Origin of the sequence: Kibdelosporangium aridum, assembly GCF_900176515.1 — a bacterium.
Taxonomy (GTDB): Bacteria; Actinomycetota; Actinomycetes; order Mycobacteriales; family Pseudonocardiaceae; genus Kibdelosporangium; species Kibdelosporangium aridum.
This window is the reverse complement of sequence record NZ_FWXV01000003.1, coordinates 818,963-837,980: the sequence shown is the minus strand read 5'-3', so window position 1 is coordinate 837,980 and position 19,018 is coordinate 818,963. Positions and strand designations below refer to the sequence as shown.

The 19,018-nt window shown below is 65.6% G+C and carries 17 protein-coding genes and 1 riboswitch; of the genes, 13 read left to right on the top strand and 4 right to left on the bottom strand.

The genetic code is table 11. The features are described 5' to 3' along the window. The first annotated feature begins 64 nt into the window (after window positions 1-64). The 7 genes from ileS (at window position 65) to B9C43_RS55725 (ending at window position 10,886) form a co-directional block, all read left to right on the top strand. Entirely contained in the window at window positions 65-3,196 is a 3,132-nt protein-coding gene (ileS, locus tag B9C43_RS22840; RefSeq protein WP_084428847.1) for an isoleucine--tRNA ligase, read from the top strand. A gap of 80 nt (window positions 3,197-3,276) precedes the next feature. Then, entirely contained in the window at window positions 3,277-4,917 is a 1,641-nt protein-coding gene (locus tag B9C43_RS22835) for a penicillin-binding transpeptidase domain-containing protein (protein WP_160096644.1), read from the top strand. A gap of 96 nt (window positions 4,918-5,013) precedes the next feature. Then, entirely contained in the window at window positions 5,014-6,258 is a 1,245-nt protein-coding gene (locus B9C43_RS22830; protein ID WP_200825644.1) for a pyroglutamyl peptidase, read from the top strand. 438 nt (window positions 6,259-6,696) lie between these two features. Beyond that, on the top strand, window positions 6,697-6,978 hold the full coding sequence (locus tag B9C43_RS22825) for a DUF167 domain-containing protein (protein WP_033381649.1): 282 nt from the start codon (window positions 6,697-6,699) through the stop codon (window positions 6,976-6,978). Between the two features lie 21 nt (window positions 6,979-6,999). Beyond that, a complete protein-coding gene (locus B9C43_RS22820; RefSeq protein ID WP_084428844.1) occupies window positions 7,000-8,478 on the top strand; it encodes a potassium/proton antiporter in 1,479 nt (492 codons plus the stop codon). Between the two features lie 254 nt (window positions 8,479-8,732). Continuing rightward, window positions 8,733-8,849, top strand: a riboswitch (SAM riboswitch). Window positions 8,850-8,883: 34 nt separating this feature from the next. Next, on the top strand, window positions 8,884-10,230 hold the full coding sequence (locus B9C43_RS22815) for an aminotransferase class V-fold PLP-dependent enzyme (protein ID WP_084428843.1): 1,347 nt from the start codon (window positions 8,884-8,886) through the stop codon (window positions 10,228-10,230). A gap of 167 nt (window positions 10,231-10,397) precedes the next feature. Further along, complete coding sequence (locus B9C43_RS55725) at window positions 10,398-10,886, top strand: hypothetical protein (protein ID WP_143446507.1); 489 nt, start codon at window positions 10,398-10,400, stop codon at window positions 10,884-10,886. 3 nt (window positions 10,887-10,889) lie between these two features. On the opposite strand, the gene B9C43_RS22805 is transcribed toward B9C43_RS55725, so the two are convergent. From B9C43_RS22805 to B9C43_RS22795, 3 genes are read right to left on the bottom strand one after another with little or no spacing between them, the layout of a single operon-like run. Then, window positions 10,890-11,651, bottom strand: coding sequence for an ABC transporter permease (locus B9C43_RS22805; protein WP_143446506.1), 762 nt, complete (start codon window positions 11,649-11,651; stop codon window positions 10,890-10,892). Beyond that, on the bottom strand, window positions 11,648-12,364 hold the full coding sequence (locus tag B9C43_RS22800; RefSeq protein ID WP_084428841.1) for an ABC transporter permease: 717 nt from the start codon (window positions 12,362-12,364) through the stop codon (window positions 11,648-11,650). Before B9C43_RS22800 ends, B9C43_RS22805 begins: the two co-directional genes overlap by 4 nt. Beyond that, window positions 12,364-13,269, bottom strand: coding sequence for an ABC transporter ATP-binding protein (locus B9C43_RS22795; RefSeq protein WP_200825643.1), 906 nt, complete (start codon window positions 13,267-13,269; stop codon window positions 12,364-12,366). Before B9C43_RS22795 ends, B9C43_RS22800 begins: the two co-directional genes overlap by 1 nt. Between B9C43_RS22795 and B9C43_RS22790 the strand changes: the two genes are divergently transcribed. After that, on the top strand, window positions 13,247-14,530 hold the full coding sequence (locus tag B9C43_RS22790) for a sensor histidine kinase (protein WP_456077597.1): 1,284 nt from the start codon (window positions 13,247-13,249) through the stop codon (window positions 14,528-14,530). The genes B9C43_RS22795 and B9C43_RS22790 overlap by 23 nt on opposite strands. Here B9C43_RS22790 and B9C43_RS55720 read toward each other — a convergent pair. After that, window positions 14,427-14,921 carry a hypothetical protein gene (locus tag B9C43_RS55720; protein WP_143446534.1) on the bottom strand — a complete coding sequence of 165 codons (495 nt, stop codon included), beginning with the start codon at window positions 14,919-14,921 and terminating at the stop codon, window positions 14,427-14,429. The two genes, B9C43_RS22790 and B9C43_RS55720, sit on opposite strands and share 104 nt — an antisense overlap. Before the next feature lie 539 nt (window positions 14,922-15,460). Here B9C43_RS55720 and B9C43_RS22785 point away from each other — a divergent pair. The 5 genes from B9C43_RS22785 (at window position 15,461) to B9C43_RS22765 (ending at window position 19,014) form a co-directional block, all read left to right on the top strand. Next, window positions 15,461-16,144: a response regulator gene (locus tag B9C43_RS22785; protein WP_084429182.1), complete on the top strand. Its 684-nt coding sequence runs from the start codon at window positions 15,461-15,463 to the stop codon at window positions 16,142-16,144. Window positions 16,145-16,149: 5 nt separating this feature from the next. After that, window positions 16,150-16,965 carry a helix-turn-helix domain-containing protein gene (locus B9C43_RS22780; RefSeq protein WP_033381633.1) on the top strand — a complete coding sequence of 272 codons (816 nt, stop codon included), beginning with the start codon at window positions 16,150-16,152 and terminating at the stop codon, window positions 16,963-16,965. Window positions 16,966-16,979: 14 nt separating this feature from the next. Next, window positions 16,980-17,378 (top strand): VOC family protein, encoded by a 399-nt coding sequence (locus B9C43_RS22775; RefSeq protein ID WP_033381632.1) that lies wholly within the window; start codon window positions 16,980-16,982, stop codon window positions 17,376-17,378. Between the two features lie 150 nt (window positions 17,379-17,528). After that, complete coding sequence (gene lspA / locus B9C43_RS22770) at window positions 17,529-18,092, top strand: signal peptidase II (RefSeq protein ID WP_084428839.1); 564 nt, start codon at window positions 17,529-17,531, stop codon at window positions 18,090-18,092. Between the two features lie 37 nt (window positions 18,093-18,129). Then, on the top strand, window positions 18,130-19,014 hold the full coding sequence (locus B9C43_RS22765) for an RluA family pseudouridine synthase (protein WP_084429180.1): 885 nt from the start codon (window positions 18,130-18,132) through the stop codon (window positions 19,012-19,014). The last annotated feature ends 4 nt before the right edge of the window (window positions 19,015-19,018 follow it).

Sequence of the window (19,018 nt, the reverse complement as noted above, 5' to 3'; positions counted from 1 at the left end):
ACGCCAGGAAAGCCTGGTGTGTCGTCCCCAAGTTTGGGCAGACGACCGCGAGAGGCACCCGGACATGCCGTACCCCAAGGCCACCCACGGCGGCGAAGCCACTGTGCCCGCCCAGCCGTCCTTCCCGAAGCTCGAGGCCGAGGTACTCCAGTACTGGGAGATCGACCGGACGTTCCAGGCGTCGGTCGAGGCGCGGCCCGCCGGGGAGAACGGCTCCAACGAGTTCGTGTTCTACGACGGCCCGCCGTTCGCCAACGGCCTGCCGCACTACGGCCACCTGCTGACCGGCTACGTCAAGGACGTCGTGCCGCGCTTCCAGACGATGAAGGGCAAGCACGTCGAGCGCCGCTTCGGCTGGGACACCCACGGCATGCCCGCCGAGGTGACCGCCGAGAAGGAACTCGGTTTCAAGACCAAGGCCGACATCGAGAACTTCGGCGTCGCCGCGTTCAACGACGCGTGCCGCAAGTCGGTGCTGCGCTTCACCTCGGAATGGCGCGACTACGTCACCCGCCAGGCCCGCTGGGTCGACTTCGACAACGACTACAAGACGCTTGACCTCGACTACATGGAAAGTGTCATGTGGGCGTTCAAGTCCTTGTGGGACAAGGGCTTGGTCTACGAGGGCTTCAAGGTGATGTGGTACTGCTGGCGTTGCGAGACGCCGCTGTCCAACACCGAGACCAAAATGGACGAGGTCTACAAGGACCGCCAGGACCCGGCCGTCACCGTCAGCCTGCGCTTGGACAGCGGCGAAGAGGCGCTGGTCTGGACGACCACACCGTGGACGCTGCCGAGCAACCTCGCCGCCGCCGTGCACCCGGACGTCGACTACGTCACCGTGGAGCACGAGGGCCGCAAGTACTTGCTCGCCGAGGCGCGGGTTTCCGCCTACTCGCGGGAGTTGGGCGAGGACGCCGCCGAGCGGATCGTCGCGCGGTACAAGGGAAGCGAGCTCGTCGGTCGTCGTTACCGGCCGCCGTTCGACTTCTTCTACGGCCAGCAGCCGAACGCGCACCAGATCCTCGCCGCGGACTACGTCACGACCGACGACGGTACGGGCATCGTCCACATCGCACCGGCCTACGGTGAAGAGGACAAGGTCGTCACCGACAAGGCAGGCATCACGGTCGTCGGCCCGGTCAACCCGCACGGCGAGTTCACCGACGAGGTCGCGCCTTACGTTGGCATGCACGTGTTCGACGCCAACAAGGTGATCATCCGCGACCTCAAGGAAGCGGGATTGCTGCTGCGGCATGAGACCTACGACCACCCGTACCCGCACTGCTGGCGTTGCGACAACCCGCTGATCCAGCGTGCCGTGTCGTCGTGGTTCGTTGCGGTGACTCAGTTCCGCGACCGGATGGTCGAGCTGAACCAGCAGATCAACTGGGTTCCCGGGCACGTTCGCGACGGTCAGTTCGGCAAATGGCTGGCCAACGCGATCGACTGGGGCATCTCGCGAAACCGGTACTGGGGTTCGCCGATCCCGGTGTGGCGCTCGGACAACCCCGAGTACCCGCGGACGGACGTCTACGGTTCGCTGGACGAGCTCGAGCGTGATTTCGGTGTGCGGCCAACGGATCTGCACCGGCCCGCGATCGACGACCTGGTAAGGCCGAACCCGGACGACCCGACGGGCAAGTCGATGATGCGCCGGGTACCCGAGGTGCTGGACTGCTGGTTCGAGTCCGGTTCGATGCCGTTCGCCCAGGTGCACTACCCGTTCGAGAACAGGGACTGGTTCGAGCACCACTACCCGGGCGACTTCATCGTCGAGTACAACGGCCAGACGCGTGGCTGGTTCTACACGCTGCACGTGCTGGCGACGGCGTTGTTCGACCGGCCGTCGTTCCGTTCCTGTGTGGCGCACGGGATCGTGCTTGGCGACGACGGGCAGAAGATGTCCAAGTCGCTGAAGAACTACCCGGACGTCAACGAGGTGTTCGAGCGTGACGGCTCCGACGCGATGCGCTGGTTCCTGATGGCATCGCCGATCTTGCGTGGTGGCAACCTGATCGTCACCGAGCGCGGGATCCGGGATGCTGTCCGGCAGGCCGTGTTGCCGCTGTGGAACTCGTACTACTTCCTTGCGTTGTACGCCAACGCTGAGGGCGTGGAGGGGACCTGGCGGACGGACAGCGAGCACGTGCTCGACCGCTACATCCTTGCCAAGACTCATGATCTGGCCGCTTCGGTGCGTGTCGCGTTGGAGACGTACGACATCTCCGGTGCGTGCGCATCGGTCCGCGAGTACCTGGAGGTGCTGACCAACTGGTACGTGCGGCGCTCGCGTGACCGGTTCTGGGCCGGTGACAAGGACGCGATCGACACCCTGCACACCGTGCTGGAGGTCGTGAGCCGGCTGACCGCGCCGCTGCTTCCGCTGACCGCGGAGACGGTGTGGCGTGGGTTGACTGGCGAGCGATCCGTGCACATGGCCGACTGGCCGTCGGAGGACTTGCTGCCCGCTGACGACTCGTTGGTCGCCGGGATGGACCGGGTGCGTCAGGTCGCCTCAGCGGCGTTGTCGTTGCGCAAGGCGAACAAGCTGCGCGTGCGGTTGCCGTTGGCACGTCTGGTGATCGCGTCCGAGGACGCCGCGGTGCTCGATCCGTTCACCGAGCTGCTGAAGGACGAGGTCAACGTCAAGCAGGTCGAGCTGACCACGGATGTGGCCGCACACGGTCACTTCGAGCTCGTGGTGAACGCGCGTGCGGCCGGTCCGCGACTGGGCAAGGACGTCCAGACGGTGATCAAGGCCGTGAAGGCGGGCGAGTGGTCCACCACGCAGGCCGGAGTCGTTGTCGCGGCTGGGATCGAGCTGCAGGAAGGGGAGTACGAGCGTCGGCTGGTCACGGGCGACCACGGCGTGGCGGCTCCGCTGCCGGGCGGTTCGGGTCTGGTCGTGCTGGACACCGACGTGACGCCGGAGCTGAACGACGAGGGGCTCGTGCGTGACCTGGTTCGGGTTGTGCAGCAAGCCCGTCGCTCGTCCGGCTTGGATGTCGCCGACCGGATTTCGTTGGTACTTGAAGTGTCCGGTGATGTCTTGCGGGCCGCTCAGCACCATGAGAAGTTCGTCGCTTCGGAAACCCTGGCCGAAGAGGTGTCTTACGGTCCAGTTGGCCCGGATGCCGTCGAGGGCACAGTCGGCGATGGCGTAACGGTTCGGGTCGGCGTGACCAAGAAGTAGCTCTGACGCCACTACGTTGACACCTCTGGCATGCTGCTGTCATTGGGTCGGGGGTGACCCATTAGCAGGGGGTGGACGCAGTGACTGACGGCAAAAGACGCGCGATCTTGATCGGCGGGGCCCTGGCGGCGGTGGCAATCATCGTCGCCGGGGTCTTTGTCTTATGGCCTTCGTCATCGGACGGTGAGACCGCGGGCAGGACGTCCGCCGCCAAGGCGCCGACGATCGAAAGCGCTCCGCCCATCGATCAGGTGCTCAGCCCGTTCTTGACGGCCCTGGCGGCAGGCAAAGCCGCCGAGGCCGCGGCCCTGACGGACAACCCCGCAGCGGCACAGGAAGCCATCACGGCCCTGTACAAGGGCGTTGACGTGGGCTCGTTGTCCTTTGCCCGCAAGACATCCACGACCCCACAGGTCGCCAACGGGACGGTCACCGTGCCGGTCGAGGCGACGCTGCAGGTCACCGGCGCGAGCAAGTGGACTTCGTCCTGGCAGTTGGCGAAGACCAACGACAAGTGGTTGGTCAAGTGGGCGCCGACCGTGATCCACCCGAAGCTGCAAGCCGGTCAGACACTGGCGGTGCTCGGCGAGGTCGGCAAGCCCAACGAGGCCGCGGTACTCGATGAGACCGGCGCGACGATCGCGAAGTGGGAAGGCTCCAAAGCCACGCCGACCGATCCCAAGATCTCGCCACGGCTGATGAATGTCGTGATGGGCGGCGCGAGCTCGAGCGGCACTACCGGTGGCCGGTACATCGCGATCGTGGATGCCGCGGGCAAGGAGGTGGGCGAGCCGCTGTTCGGCCAGAAGCCGAAACAGACCACGAATGAGCCGGTGCACTCCACGCTGAACGGCAAGATCGCGATCGCCGCGCAGAACGCGGTGGACAAGGCCAGCCAGCCCACCATGCTCGTGGCCATCAAGCCGTCCACCGGCGGAATCCTCGCGGTGGCCCAGAACGAAGCGGCAAGCGGCCTGAGCGCGCTGAGCAGCCTCTACGCCCCCGGCTCGTCCTTCAAGATCATCTCGGCGGCCGCGGCGCTGCAGCAAGGCCTCACCCCGGAGTCGCCGGTGGAATGCCCCGGCACCAAGAACATCGGTGGCCGCTCGTTGAAGAACGCGGACTTCGAGCTGGGCACCACCAAGCTGCGTACCGCGTTCGCGAAGTCGTGCAACACGACGTTCGGTGAGCTCGCCAGCAAGCTCCCGGCCGACGGCCTGCGTAAGGCGGCCGACGAGTTCGGCCTCAATGCGGACTTCGACATCCCCGGCATCAAGACGGAACTGGGCAAAGTCGAGAACGCCGACAGTGCGGTGCAGCGCGCCGAAGACAGCATCGGCCAAGGCAAGATCGTCGCAACGCCACTGGGAATGGCGGTCGTCGCGGCAACGGTGGCGGGGAAGAAGACCGTCACGCCAAAGCTGCGCATGGACGCCCAAACCCAGGTACTGACCGGCTACAGAGCACCTCAAGGCCCCGTCCTGGAGCAAATCCGGACGATGATGCGCGACGTGGTCACGTCGGGAACGGCGACCGCGTTGAGCAAGTTCGGCAGTGTGTACGGCAAAACAGGTACGGCGGAAACGGAAAGCCAGGGCGACAACGCCAACGGCTGGTTTGTCGGTTTCCGAGGTGATGTCGCCTTCGCGGTGGTCGTCGTGGACAGCAAGACGTCGACGCAAGCGGTGAACGTGACTGCGAGCTTCCTCAGCGGCTTCTGACGCGTTGGTCTGGCGCTCGCTACAATCCGGAACTTTCGTCGCCTGTGGAGGGACGGCAACCCCTGGTTGCATGAGGGCGACGTGAGGAGGATCTTCGTGAGGACAGTGCTGCGCAGGCTCCTGACCTGCGGAATTGTCGTCGGTTCACTGATTGCTGCGGCGCCGTTGGCGTTCGCGCAGACTACGAGCCGTGACTGCGTCGACCGCACGGTGCCGGTGACGGTGTCGGAACGCCGACTGGATCTGGCGGTGCCGCAGGAAGTGTTACGCCGCAGCGGCTTCGACCGCTTCGGGCCCCGTTTCGAGACATTGCTGTGCGCCGTGCGAACCAAACAGGCCGCATCCGCGCTGGTCCGGGCCGAAGGCGCGGGCCTGTGGCGCTCGGCAGTGGACCGCGTGCAAGGACGCGGGCCCGCGGGCGGAGACCTGACCAGAGCCGACGACCGCCCGCTGTACTGGGCCCGGCTGGCGCTGACCAGGGCGCTGCGCCAATGGAAGCCCGGCTTCACCCTGCCCGACGCGGACCGGGCAAGGCTGATCAACGCCATGGAAACCAGTTCACGCGGGCAGGACTCGGTCAGCTTCCCGCCGGGCCTCAAGCGAGTCATGGTCAGCGGCTTCGACCCGTTCCAACTCGACGGGGACATCCGCCGCAGCAACCCGTCCGGCGCCACCGCACTGGCACTGGACGGCGTGATCATCAAAACCCCGACCGGCCCGGCGATAGTGCAGACAGCGATGTTCCCAGTGCTCTGGGGTCCCTTCGAAGCAGGGATGGTCGAACGCACCTTCCTGGCGCAGATGCCAAAACTCACGATGTTCACGACAGTGAGCCAAGGCCGCGTCGGCCGAATCGACATCGAACGCTACAACGGCCGCTGGCACACCGGCCTGGACAACGACAACGAGACCCGCGCCACCACAATCCCCATCCCGGCAGGCATTCCCACGGTGACGCCACAACCCGAATTCGTGTCGACAACGCTGCCGCACGCGAAGATCGTCGCAGCCACAACCGGACGCTTCCCAGTCTTCGACAACACATCGGTGACGGAAATCCCGGCAGGCGCAACCACCCCGGTGGTCTCACCAACCGGCCCCACCCCAGGATCAACCGCACGAGCAGGCGGCGGAGGAAGCTACCTGTCCAACGAAATCGCCTACCGCACAACGCTTCTGCGTGACGCACTGAAACTGACCACCCCCGGCGGCCACGTGCACACCCCGGTCCTGCAATTCGCCCCAGACAACACAACCGCGATAACCGACCCAGTCTTCGAACAGAACCGCACAGACATCGTGGCCCAAGTCAAGAAGATCATCGAAGTATCCCTCGCCTGACCCACAGAAAACCAGCGCGATCCGGCCCAACCAACGCGGCTTGGTGCAACCGACGTGGCCCGGCGCAGCCAAGCGGTCCTGCGCAGCCAAGGAGGTCAGGTAAGCATGGCGGTCCGCCGCAACCGTGGTGGTCTGGTGCAGCCAAGGCAGTCTCGCGCCACCCTGGCGGTCTTGTGCAACAAAGGCGGTCCGGTGCAACCATGGTGGCCCGGTGCAGCCAAGGCGGTTCCATACAACCAGCGCTGCCCCGGCACAGCCAGTGCCGGGGCAGCGTAGGTTCTGCGGCCATCACGGCTACCCCTGCGCTATCTCTCAGCGCGTCGATGGCTTGGCATACTGCTGACTTTTCTGGGTAATCCACCTTCGTCATATCCCCCTAGCCGACTTGGTTTTTCCGTGCATCGGCAGAATGTCCGGCAGCACCCGGATAATCGGGTGGTGGATTTTCGCTTTGCTGTCCGGGTGAAGCCCGGTGCGCGTAAGGACCGAGTCGGTGGCCGCTGGGGTGAGAATGCTCTCATCGTTGCGGTTGCGGCACCTGCTGTGGAGGGGAAGGCGAACGAACAGCTGCGTGCCGTTCTGGCCAAGGCTTTCGGTGTGCGCAAGGCGGATGTGTCTCTTGTGGCGGGTGACCGTGGCCGCGACAAGGTTGTCGAGCTGTCGCCCGCACCGCCGGATGCGGCCGAACGGCTCAACAAGCTGCTGACTGAGAGCACTTAGGACAGATGAGACAATGCTGGCGTGAACGGGCTGACCCTCGCCCTGGGGATCGGGGCCGCCGTGGTGCTCGTGGCCGTGCTCGCGGTCCGGGTGTCGGTCCGGCTTGGCCTCCCTTCGCTGTTGCTGTACCTGGGCATCGGGGTCGCGATCGGCGAGGCGGGCTTCGGCATCCGCTTCGACGACGCCCAGCTCACGCAGGCACTTGGCCTCGCGGCGCTGGTGTTGATCCTGATCGAGGGTGGGCTCACGACTCGCTGGACAGACGTCCGACCATCCCTTGGAATCGGTATCGCACTGTCCACTGTGGCCGTAGCAGTCAGTGTCGGTGTGACCGCAGCGGGTTTGCATTTCATCCTCGGCCTTGACTGGAAACAGGCCGCCCTCTGGGGATCTGTGCTCGCACCGACCGACGCCGCCGCAGTCTTCAGCGTCCTGCGCGGGCTCGGCGTCAGCAAACGACTGGTCGGCTCACTCGAGCTCGAATCCGGCCTGAACGACGCCCCGTCCTACATCGCCGTGGTGGTGCTGTCGACCGCCACCACGATCGACTGGGTCTTCCCACTGCTTGCCGTGTACGAGCTCGCGGCGGGCGCGTTGATCGGCCTTGGCCTCGGTTGGCTGGGCGCGGTCGCCCTGCGCCGAGTCGCTCTGCCTGCCACCGGCCTCTATCCGTTGGCCACGGTCGCCATGTGCGTGGTCGCCTTCTCGACCGGCCAGCTCGCGCACGCCTCCGGGCTGCTCGCGACCTACGTCGCCGCCTTGGTGCTCGGCAACTCCCAACTCCCGCACCGCGCCGACACGGTGTCGTTCGCCGAAGGCCTGGGCTGGCTGTCCCAGATCGGCCTGTTCGTTTTACTCGGCCTGTTCGCCTCACCGTCCCGTCTGCTCGAATCGGTCGTGCCCGGCCTTGTCGCCGCGGCTGTGTTGCTGTTGCTTGCCCGACCGCTGTCGGTCTTCCTGTCCTCGCTGCCCTTCCGCGTCCCTTGGCGAGAACAGGTCTTCCTGTCGTGGGCAGGGCTACGCGGCGCGGTCCCGATCGTCCTTGCGATGATCCCGCTCAGTGAGAACCTGCCCGGCGCCAGAGACCTGGTCGACGCGGTGTTCGTGCTCGTGATCGTGCTGACCCTGGTCCAGGGCGGCACCCTGCCGTTGTTCGCCCGGGTCCTCGGCCTGGCCAAGGGCGCCCGTTCCCAGCATGTGGAAGTCGACGCGGCTCCATTGGACGAGCTGGGAGCCGAGCTGCTCCAGGTCAAGATCCCGCAAGGCTCCCGCCTGCACGGCATCTACCTGACCGAGCTCCGGCTCCCACCCGGGGCGACGGTCAGCCTGGTCACCCGCGAAGGCGAAGGGTTCACGCCGGAGCCGACCACGCGCCTGCAAGTCCACGACCAACTCCTGATCGTCGCCACGCAGCAAGCCCGCGACGCGACCGAACGCCGCATCCGCGCCCTCGACCGAGCCGGCCGCTACGCCCGCTGGCGCGGCGAGCACGGCGACTGACTTGATCACAGCCAGTTCCCATCCCTCGCCCGGGTACGGCTTCGCCGAGAGGGCCAGAGCTCGCCTAGCGAACCCTTCCAGTGCACTCCTGCCACCGTCGCCCGCCCCGGCGCGGCCGCTCTCACCTGCGCTTTCGTCCGCCCATCGATCAGGTGAAGCTTTGCCGGTACATCACACGATCTGTGGTGTGCAGCACATTTGGGCCGGGCAGTGGTCGCGTCAAACGGTCTCCTTCCGCTACTGTTCGAAATGAAGGTCATGAGTGCCAGCGCTAAGCCCCGGCTTGCTGGCCGGCAACCCTCCAACCGCGGTGGGGTGCCCCGGGTGAAGACCAGGCCCCGCCACAAGCCGTGGCAGGGCAAGCGCGGACCCTCTTGGGTCCCAGAGGCCCGGAGGAGCCGGAAAATGACGCTCGCACTTCCCAGCCAACGCCAGTTCGCCCAGGACCAGGCGCAGGTGCCGCCGGTTGTCAGCGCCACCCTGACCGTCCCGCTCGCCACCGGCGAGCAGATCCAGTACGCCAACCTCGACCACGCTGCGAGCGCACCCTGTCTTCGCAGCGCGCAGGACGCGGTCGACGAACTGCTGCCCTGGTACGCCAGCGTGCACCGTGGCGCGGGCTTCGCATCCCAGGTCTCGACCAAGGTCTACGAGCGCGCTCGTGACGTGCTGCGTGAGTTCGTCGGCGCCCGCACCCGGGACACCGTCGTCTTCACCCGTAACTCCACGGACTCCCTCAACCTCCTGGCTCGTTCGCTGCCCAAGGCAACTTCGGTGGTGCTGTTCGACACCGAGCACCACGCGGCGTTGCTGCCTTGGCGGGGGCCTTGGGTGCGTCGCATCCAGACCCCGTCGTCTCCTGGCGACGCCGTCATCGCCCTCGACGCGGCGTTGGCCGCCGCGCCAACGGGTCCGCGCCTTGTGGTGATCACCGGGGCGTCCAATGTGACCGGCGAACTCTGGCCGATCGAGGAGCTCGCCCAGGTCGCCCGGCGTCACGGCGCACGAGTGGCCTTGGATGCGGCCCAGTTGGCACCGCACCGCCCGATCGACATCCAGTCGTGGAACGTCGACTACGTCGTGCTGTCCGGACACAAGCTGTACGCACCCTTCGGCGCTGGTGTGCTGATCGGTCGTGCCGACTGGTTGCAGGCGGCGGAGCCGTACCTGGCCGGTGGCGGCGCCACGAAGCAGGTCACGAGCTGGGGAGACCGGCTGGGCGTCGCCTGGTCGGCGGTGCCCGAGCGGCACGAGGCCGGGTCCCCGAACGTCGTCGGCGTGCATGCCCTCGCCGTGGCGTGCAAGACGATCTCCGCGCAGTGGGCCGACATCGAGGCCCACGAGCTCGCGCTGCTGCACCGTCTGCGCAAGGGTTTGCGTGACATTCCAGGCCTCTCCGAGCTCAGCATCTTCGACGGTCCCCGCGTCGGCGTCGTCAGCTTCACGATCGCCGGTCACGACGCGGGCCTGATCGCGGCCGCCCTGTCCGCTGAGTACGGCATCGGCGTGCGAGACGGCGCGTTCTGCGCGCACATCGCGACTCGTCGGCTGCTGACCAAAGCGGGCTCGACGGAGCAGCGTGCCCTGCGGGCCAGCCTCGGCCTTGGCAACACCGCCGAACACGTGGACCGGCTTGTGCACGCCCTGCGCACGCTGGTGACCAAGGGCCCGGCGCTGAACTACCGGCTCGAGGATGGCCGGTGGGTTCCGGAAGCCGACACGCGCCCGCTGCCGTCGTTCCTGACCGACTGACCCACTGACCGGCGGCTCAATAGACGGACTGACCCACTGACTGGCGGATCGACTGACCGGCGGATCGACCGATCGCACCGGCGGGGCACGACCTCGTCGGTCGGTCAGATCGACTGATCTTGGCGTTCGCGCTGTCCTGAGTGGTCTCATCGTTAATACTCCCTGCCATGAGCTATCCAGGTCCTGGTTGGCCGCAGCCGCCCTACGGCGGGTACCCGGCACGCCCAAGTACGGCTCCCGCCTACATCGCGGCTGCGTTGTTCGCTGTGTGTGCGGTGCTCTCCCTCGTGGTCTCGATCATTTCCTGGGACGGCTCAACGAGAAGCATCGAAGCGGTCATCTCCGTACCGGGCATGGCGTTCTCCGAGGACATCACCGGCAACGTCGATTTCGGCATCTCCACCGGAATCTCGGTCGCCTGCACCTTCGCCCTGTTCGCGATCCTGCTCGCGGCCAGGCTCGCGTTCGCCCGGTGGATCACCGTGGTCCTGGGTGCAGTGGTGGTCCTGTACTACGTCTATGCGGTCATCAAGGTCCTCGTGGACGGTGGCGGCGAATTCATCGCGGCGTTGGCCTTGTCGTTGGTTCTCTGGTTGATCGCGGAGATCGTCGTCCTCCTTCCTGCTGTTGGTCAGGCAATGCGCGGTTACAGGTAAGCGTCAGGACACGTCCCGCCTGTTCAATGCAAGGACGGCCCCACCGAACGCGACCGCCAGGTAAGCCACGAGCACGATTACGGCGGCCACTGAGCCGTCCGCGATCCGCTCGGGCAGCGTGGGCAACAGCATCGACGACACGTGTTCCTGCCACGAGCCCGGCCGGAAACGGATCATCGCCGGAGCTATCAACAACAGAGCGACCATGGCCATGACCGCACTCGCTGTTGTCCGCAGAATCATGCCTGCCGCAAGTCCGAGCAGACCGGCTGCTCCGACGCCGAGACCTGACCAGAACAGCGTCGGCAATTCCTCCGCGACCGAGGTGACGTAACCAGGTGGGATGCGTCGATCGCCGACGATTCCGCGCCCTGCGCTGAAGGCACCCGCCAGGAACACCGACCCAGCGGTCAACGACACGCCTGCGATAACGATCGCCTTTGCCAGAGCTAATCGAGTCCGTTGCGGTCGCACGGTCAGGCTCGCGGTGATACTCCGTGTCGCGTACTCGCTCGTGATCGCAAGTACCCCGAGAATCGCCAGGCACAGCTGGACCAGTGGTAAGAACACCTGCTCCATGGCGGGTGCTTGAAAGCGAGCTCGCCGTTGCGGTGGCAGATCGTCCCACCCTCGTACACCGATCCACGCGAACACCGCTGCCGCGGCGACGACGCCCAGAACGAGGGCGATCACCCAATAGCTCGATCGGACTGAGCGGATCTTCAGCCACTCGGCCGAAATCGAAGAACGAAGCACGTCGATCACACATCCCTATGCAGTATCGCCACGGCGGCGGCACCAAGTGCTGCAACGACATAGCCGATCGCCACCAGCGGGTGGGGCATGTTCAACAGCATCAGCGAACCCAATCGGTCGTCCCACGGATCAGGCAGGAAGCCGACGAGAACAGGAACGATGAACACCAGCGCGGCGATCGCGAACAACGCGCCCGCTGTCGAGCGGAGGACTGTGCCTAGCCCCAACCCGACAACGGCAACCACCATCGCCAACACGCTTGCCTGAACCAGGCCGGGTAATTCCTCCTCGAAGGTCGCCGCGTATCCAGGAAATCCTCTGCTGCCAAGCACTTCATGGCTCACCAGATAGGTCGAGAAGGTGACGAGAAGACCTGACACCAGTCCGATCACGCCGACGACGGAAGCCTTCGACGCGAGCACGGACAGCCGCCTTGGCGCGACCGTCAGGCTGGTGCGGATCGCGCCCGTCGCGTACTCGCCCGTGATGATCAGAACACCCAGTACCGCAAGACAGAAGTGCAGCAAGGGTGCCGTGGTGTCCTCGATCGAGGCATCAGAGAGGCGCGTCCGGCTTTCCGGTGACATGCCCTCCCACGTCTGCCCCCACGCGTACGCCAACAGCATCCCCAATACCGCGATCGCCATCACTGCGAGCAGTACGAACCGAGTCGATCGAGTGGTGCGGATCTTCAGCCACTCGGCCGACAGCACGTCTCTCATCACTGATCACTCGCCCGGTAATCCACACTGTCCGCGGTCAGCGCCATATAGGCGTCCTCAAGAGATGCAGTGCGTGGAGTCACCTCATGCACGGCGATTCCATGCGTCGCGGCCGTATCGCCGATTTCGGCCACGGTCAGCGCTTTCACCGACAGGCCGCCACTTGGATCTCTGTCCACAGTGGCGCCTGCCGCCGTGAGTGCGACCGCGAGCTCTGCGGGCCGCGGGGATCGCACCAGCACTCCTCGGTCGAACTGTCTGAGCAGGTCGCGGACCGTGGTGTCGCTGATCAACCGGCCGCGGCCAATGATCAGCAAGCGGTCGGCCGTCTGTTCCATCTCACTCATCAAGTGACTCGAGATGAGCACAGTGCGGCCCTCGGCAGCCAATGACCTGGCCAGACCTCGTATCCACCGGACTCCGTCCGGATCCAGTCCATTGACCGGTTCGTCGAACATCAGCACGCCGGGATCACCCAGCAGAGCCGCGGCGATGCCAAGCCGCTGTCTCATTCCCAGCGAGAAGCCGCCGATGCGGCGCTTGGCCACACCTGCGAGGCCGACCTGCTCCATTACGGATACCACGCGGCTGTCGCCGATGCCGTTCGTCCGTGCGAGACAACGAAGGTGGTCGAAGGCTGTTCGTCCACCATGGACAGCGTTCGCATCGAGCAGCGCGCCGACCTCGTGCATGGGAAAGCGCAACTGATCGTATCGACGGCCCTGTACCAGCGCCTCGCCCGACGTCGGCGCGGCAAGGCACAGCACCATTCTCATAGTGGTCGACTTTCCGGCTCCGTTCGGGCCGAGGAAGCCGGTCACACAACCGGGATTGACTTGTATGGAAAGGCTTTCCACCGCCGAGGTGGAGCCGTAGCGCTTGGTGAGTCGCGTCGTTTCGATCACGCGTCCACGCTGCCGCATCCGGGCCGGTCGGCACATCTGTCTGGAGATAGAACCGCGATCTCTATCTCCAGACAGAGGCGAACTGTCGGACCCCCGCGCTAGCGTCGAAGGCGTGGACGAAACCGCACCCCGCCCCTTCCTGATCGGTGGCCTGACCAAAGCGCAACACTACGTGTGCGACAGCGCTGCGACATCTGCGTATGCCGTGCTCGCTGTGCTGCCCGGGCTGGTGCGCGGCTTTCAGGCGGCCGTACCGGACTGGCTCGCGTTCGTCATCGTGCTCGGTGGCATCCTGCCGGTCGCGGCGCGTCGCCGGTGGCCGCGGCTGGTGTTTGGTGTCGTGCTCGTCCTGTCGACACTGTCTATTCTGTTGGGCTTGCTGGACACGCCATTCATCGCTCCGGCCATGGCCGTGTACATGGTGGCTTTGACTGAGCGCAGACCCAGATGGGAACCGACGCTGGTGGTCGGTTTGCTGAGCAGTCTCGGGCTTCTCGCCGTCCTGACGGTCAGCCCGGTCCAGGCGCAATCGTCGGCGACTGGTCAACTCCTGCTGACCATTGCGGTGATGGGTGTGACATGGACAGTGGGGCGCGCGATCCGTGATCGGCGTGCGTATCTAGCACGCTCAACAGATCGCGCAGTAACTGAAGAACGGCTGCGTATCGCGCGCGAGCTGCATGACGTTGTCGCACACAGCATGGGTTTGATCGTCGTGAAAGCGGGGGTGACTAACCATTTAGTGGACGTACGGCCGGCGCAAGCGCGGGATGCTTTGCAGGTCATCGAAAACACGGGCCGCGACGCGCTCACTGAGATGCGGCACATGCTGGGGGTGCTGAGAACAGGTGGTTCGCCGATCGAGCTTGCTCCGGCGCCGCAACCGGACACCTTGTCGGAGCTCGCCGATCGAGCGGCGATGGCGGGCGTCCAGGTGAGCTTGGAAACCCGTGGCCTGGACCGATTACCTGAAGGTGTCGGGCTTTCGGTCTACCGGATCGTGCAGGAAGCACTGACCAATGTGGTCAAACACGCCGCACCGGCGACGTGCCATGTTGTGGTTGATGACGACGGAAAAGAGGTGAGGATCGAAGTGACAGACGATGGTCCTGGCGGCAGTGTTCTGCCCAGGCAGGCTGGTCACGGCCTGATTGGAATCAGAGAGCGTGTGACGATGTACCACGGCACGTGCGAAGCGGGACCACGACCTGGAGGTGGGTTCCGTGTGTACGTAACACTTCCCTATGGAGAGACCTCATGAGTGCTTCGCTTGAGCCGCTATACCGCAGAGGTGAGCAGCCATCGGGATGGCGGCCGATCGTAGGGCCTGTGGTCCGACGGGCAGTCAGACGTGACCGGGAGCGACCATCCTTATGCACGGCTGGTGTGGGTGCATCCCTTGCCTGACAGCGGCCTCGCGCGGCGTAGTCCTTGATGGCCGGGCGGAGTCCGTCACCGATGTCGGCTTCGAAGCCCCAGTTCCGCCGGAACTTGCGGCCGACCCGGCGAAGCGCCGGCACCAACATGAACGACTGGACCACGATGCCCAGCGTCACGCCGATCCCCAGGACCAGCAGTTTCACGTCGCCCATCCGGACCGGGTCGAGCGAGATCTCGCCAGGCACGATCGCGTAGATCCCGATGGTCACCATCACCACGAGGTTGCTGACCACCGGCGCCCACGCGGGTTGTCTGCGGCTGGTGTTGCGGTTCAAGGGCAGGTTGCCTAGCTGGGAGCAGACTCCTAGTCGGTTGCTGAAGGTGTTTTGAGCAGTGATGTCACTGTGAAGTTATGTGGAAACTATTGTGTCTCAAGGTTTTCATGACGTCCGGCTGAAGGTTGGCTCAGGGGCGATAAGCAAGTGGCTGGTCTGGTGGCTCGACGGGAAGCTTCGGGAGACTTCCGGGTGTGCCGGTTCGCGAGTACGACAGTGCGGTGCAGCGCTCGGATGACGGATCGGAACCCGTTGCCACGCTGGTCTGGCGGACAACGGCCGTCGGTGTTACGGGCTGAGTTGCTTCAAGGCTTTCTGGGTCAGGCTGCGTGGCGATCGTGAACACCTTGCGAGATAGGGGAAGCCTGAGCCGTGAGACGTTTCTGAGAACTGCGTACTGGCGCTGCTTGGCTGGGGAGAATGGATTGGGAGAAGGATGGCTGCAGCTGTCATGAGGTTGGTGCGTGAAGGCAGACATGGTTCGGGTTGTCGTCGCCGATGACCAGGCGTTGCTGCGGGGGAGCTTCCGGGCACTGATCGATTCCGACCCCGAGTTCGCCGTCGTGGGTGAGGCCGGGACGGGGCGTGAGGCGGTCGATGTGGCAATGCGGGAGGAGCCGGACCTCGTCCTGATGGATGTCCGGATGCCGGAGATGGACGGGATTGAGGCGACCCGGTTGATCTGTGCCGAGCGACCGGAGACCCGGGTCTTGATCCTGACCATGTTCGATCTCGACGCGTACGTGTTCTCCGCGCTTCGGGCTGGGGCCAGTGGCTTCCTGCTCAAGGACGCACGGCCCACCGACTTGTTGGCGGCGGTCCGGACCGTCGCCGCAGGGGACGCCTTGCTCGCTCCCAAGGTGACGAGGCGGCTGATCAATGAGTTCACCCGGCGTACCGAGCCGCGGCGGGTCGCCGACGAACTCACCAAGATCACTGAGCGCGAACGAGATGTGTTGACCCTGATCGCGAAAGGACACTCCAATGCTGAGATCGCTGAACGGCTGCATCTGAGTACAGGCACCGTGAAGACGCACGTCAGTCATCTGCTCGGCAAGTTCGAGGCTCGTGACCGGGCCCAGTTGGTGATCGTCGCGTACGAGACCGGCCTGGTTTCCGTCGCGATGGACTCACCAGGGGACTCGACTGGCTTACGCTGAACCCGATGGCTGAGTCGGATGTGGACTTCGCGACGCGGGCACCGCACCCCGCGCTGCGCCACCTTGTCCGGCGCTATATCGGGTACACGCAGCACGACGTCGGTTTGGCGGTGCATCGTGGGCTGCCGTCGGGCACGGTCACACTGATCATCAGCTTGGCTGAGCCGATCAAGGTGGTCGGCGGGCCTGGCGGTGGGAGTCAGGCACAGGCCGCGGTCGGTGGGCTGCACCTGGAACCCACGTTGATCCGGCAGGACCGGTTCCAGCAGGGACTGCACCTCGAGCTCAACCCGGTCGGTCTGCGGGCGCTGCTGGGGGTGCCGGCGACCGAGCTGACGTCGGATGTCATCGACCTTGCCGATTTGCCGGTGAAGTGGGCGACGTCTTTGCCGGATCGACTGGTGGCTCAGCCGACGTGGGAGGCGCGGTTCGCGCTTCTCGATGCCGAACTGTCCGGTGCGCTGCGTCCGGTCAACCTGGTGGCCGAGGTGCAGTGGGCGTGGCGGCAGATGCTGACCGGGCGTGGGGCGCAGCCGGTCAACGACCTGGCCGATGAGGTCGGGTGGAGCAGACGGCATTTCACGGCACGATTCGCGCGGGAGGTGGGACTCGGCCCCAAACAGGTGTCCCGGCTGATCCGGTTCGAGCACAGCGCGGCGCTCATCCGGGCAGGTCAGCCGCTGGCCGATGCGGCCATCGCGGCGGGCTACTACGACCAGGCGCACATGACCAACGAGTGGCGGGTGTTCGCTGGGTGCACCCCGGCGACGTGGGCTCGTGAGGAGCTCCCGTTTCTCCAAGACCTGAGCGACGAGGAGTAGGCACAGTCGCTCGCATGACCGACAACAACCCAGGCGTGTGGGCCTGTCTCAGGTACAACGACGCGGACGCTGCTCGGGTCTTCATGACCGAGGTGCTCGGGTTCACCGAGACGCTGACCATTCGCGACGACAACGACAACACTCGATTTGTGCATGCGGAGGTGAAATGGCCTGAAGGCGGCGGAATCATGTACGGGTCCGGCGGTACGCACGAGGACTACCCGCAGCCCGTTCCCGGCACTCAGTGGATCTACGTGGTCACCCAGGACGTCGGCGGCGTTCATAAGCGCGTCGTCGAGGCCGGGGGCAAGGTGGTCGCGGAGCCCCATGACACCGAGTACGGCTCGCACAACGTGATCGTGGCCGATCCCGAAGGCAACATCTGGACGTTCGGCACCTACCCAGGAGCGTGAACTGCTTCGAGGGGTTTGCCGCTCCCAGAACCGGATGCGGTGTCTTGGGCAGCTTGACGGTGGGCCCCTCGACACGGGCTTGGACCCGCTCTGACTGGGGGTGAGCGGGTGCTGGCGGGCGCGGCCGGGTGATGCGTGGACAATGACCTAGTGAGTACCGAGAGCAATCCCGAGCAATCCAGGCCGCCACGCAAGGCGGCGATCCTGCTGGGCACGGCCGTCGTGTTCTTCGCCTTCGACCTGGTGACCAAGGTCGTGGCGTTGGCCCAGCTGGAGGGCAGGGAACCGGTCCGGGCCCTTGGCGGCCTGGTCTACCTGCAGATTGTTCGCAATCCGGGTGCCGCGTTCTCCATCGCCACCGGGATGACCTGGGTGCTTGCGCTTGTTGCCATCGGAGTGGTTGTCGCGATCATCTGGCTGCTGCCCCGGCTGCGGTCCGTCGGGTGGGCCATCGGGCTCGGGTTGGTTCTCGCCGGTGCGGTGGGCAACCTGGTCGACCGGTTCTTCCGGGCGCCTGGACCGCTTCATGGCCACGTCGTGGACTTCGTGTCCCTGTTCGGCCCGGACGGGGAGTACTGGCCGGTGTTCAACGTCGCGGACTCCAGCATCGTGGTGGGCGGCATCCTGATCGTGGTGCTGTCGTTGCTCGGCTACGAGTACGACGGCCGCCGTTCGCGCGACAAGAAGAAGACGGAGGCCGCGCCCAGTGAGTGACCTGCGAACCCTTCCGGTTCCCGATGGCCTTGACGGCATGCGGGTAGACGCCGGGCTGTCCAAGCTGCTTGGGCTGTCCCGGACCGCTGTGGCGGCGATCGCGGAGGCTGGTGACGTCTTCATCGACGGGCGGCCTGCGGGCAAGTCCGACCGGTTGGTCGCGGGCACGCTGCTGGAGGTGACGTTGCCCGCGCCGGAGCGTCCGGTCGAGATGATCCCGGTGCCCGTCGAGGGGCTTCGGATCGTCTTCGAGGACGACGACATCGTCGTGGTCGACAAGCCGGTCGGGGTCGCGGCGCACCCCAGCCCTGGCTGGACCGGGCCGACCGTGATCGGCGGGCTTGCTGCGGCGGGTGTGCGGGTGTCCACGTCGGGTGCGGCCGAGCGGCAGGGCGTGGTGCACCGGCTGGACGTCGGCACCACCGGTGTCATGGTCGTCGCCAAAAGTGAATACGCGTACACGGTGCTGAAGCGGGCGTTCAAGGAACGTACGGTCGACAAGATCTACCACGCTGTCGTCCAAGGCCTGCCGGACCCGAGCACGGGCACTATCGACGCGCCCATCGACCGGCATCCCAAGCACGACTACAAGTTCGCTGTCGTCGCGTCGGGGAAGCCGAGCGTCACGCATTACACGGTGCTGGAAGCGTTCCGGGCGGCCTCGCTGGTCGAGGTCAAGCTGGAGACCGGTCGGACGCATCAGATCCGGGTGCATTTCTCGGCTCTGCGGCATCCGTGCGTCGGCGACCTGACCTACGGTGCGGATCCTGTCCTGGCGAAGCGCTTGGGCGTGACCCGGCAGTGGCTGCACGCGAGGACGCTCGGGTTCGAGCATCCTGCGGACGGCCGGTGGGTGGAGTTCACCAGCGAGTACCCCGAGGACCTCGCTGTTGCCCTTGAAGGGCTGCGCGCCGAGTCCTGACCCG

Bases quoted from the DNA above. Each gene is read 5' to 3' on its own strand.
- B9C43_RS22800 (WP_084428841.1), bottom strand. From the start codon at position 12,364: ATGAGAGACGTGCTGTCGGCCGAGTGGCTGAAGATCCGCACCACTCGA.
- B9C43_RS22780 (WP_033381633.1), top strand. From the start codon at position 16,150: ATGGCTGAGTCGGATGTGGACTTCGCGACGCGGGCACCGCACCCCGCG.
- ileS (WP_084428847.1), top strand. From the start codon at position 65: ATGCCGTACCCCAAGGCCACCCACGGCGGCGAAGCCACTGTGCCCGCC.
- B9C43_RS22765 (WP_084429180.1), top strand. From the start codon at position 18,130: ATGCGGGTAGACGCCGGGCTGTCCAAGCTGCTTGGGCTGTCCCGGACC.
- B9C43_RS55725 (WP_143446507.1), top strand. From the start codon at position 10,398: ATGAGCTATCCAGGTCCTGGTTGGCCGCAGCCGCCCTACGGCGGGTAC.
- B9C43_RS22785 (WP_084429182.1), top strand. From the start codon at position 15,461: ATGGTTCGGGTTGTCGTCGCCGATGACCAGGCGTTGCTGCGGGGGAGC.
- B9C43_RS22775 (WP_033381632.1), top strand. From the start codon at position 16,980: ATGACCGACAACAACCCAGGCGTGTGGGCCTGTCTCAGGTACAACGAC.
- B9C43_RS55720 (WP_143446534.1), bottom strand. From the start codon at position 14,921: ATGGTGACCATCGGGATCTACGCGATCGTGCCTGGCGAGATCTCGCTC.
- B9C43_RS22815 (WP_084428843.1), top strand. From the start codon at position 8,884: ATGACGCTCGCACTTCCCAGCCAACGCCAGTTCGCCCAGGACCAGGCG.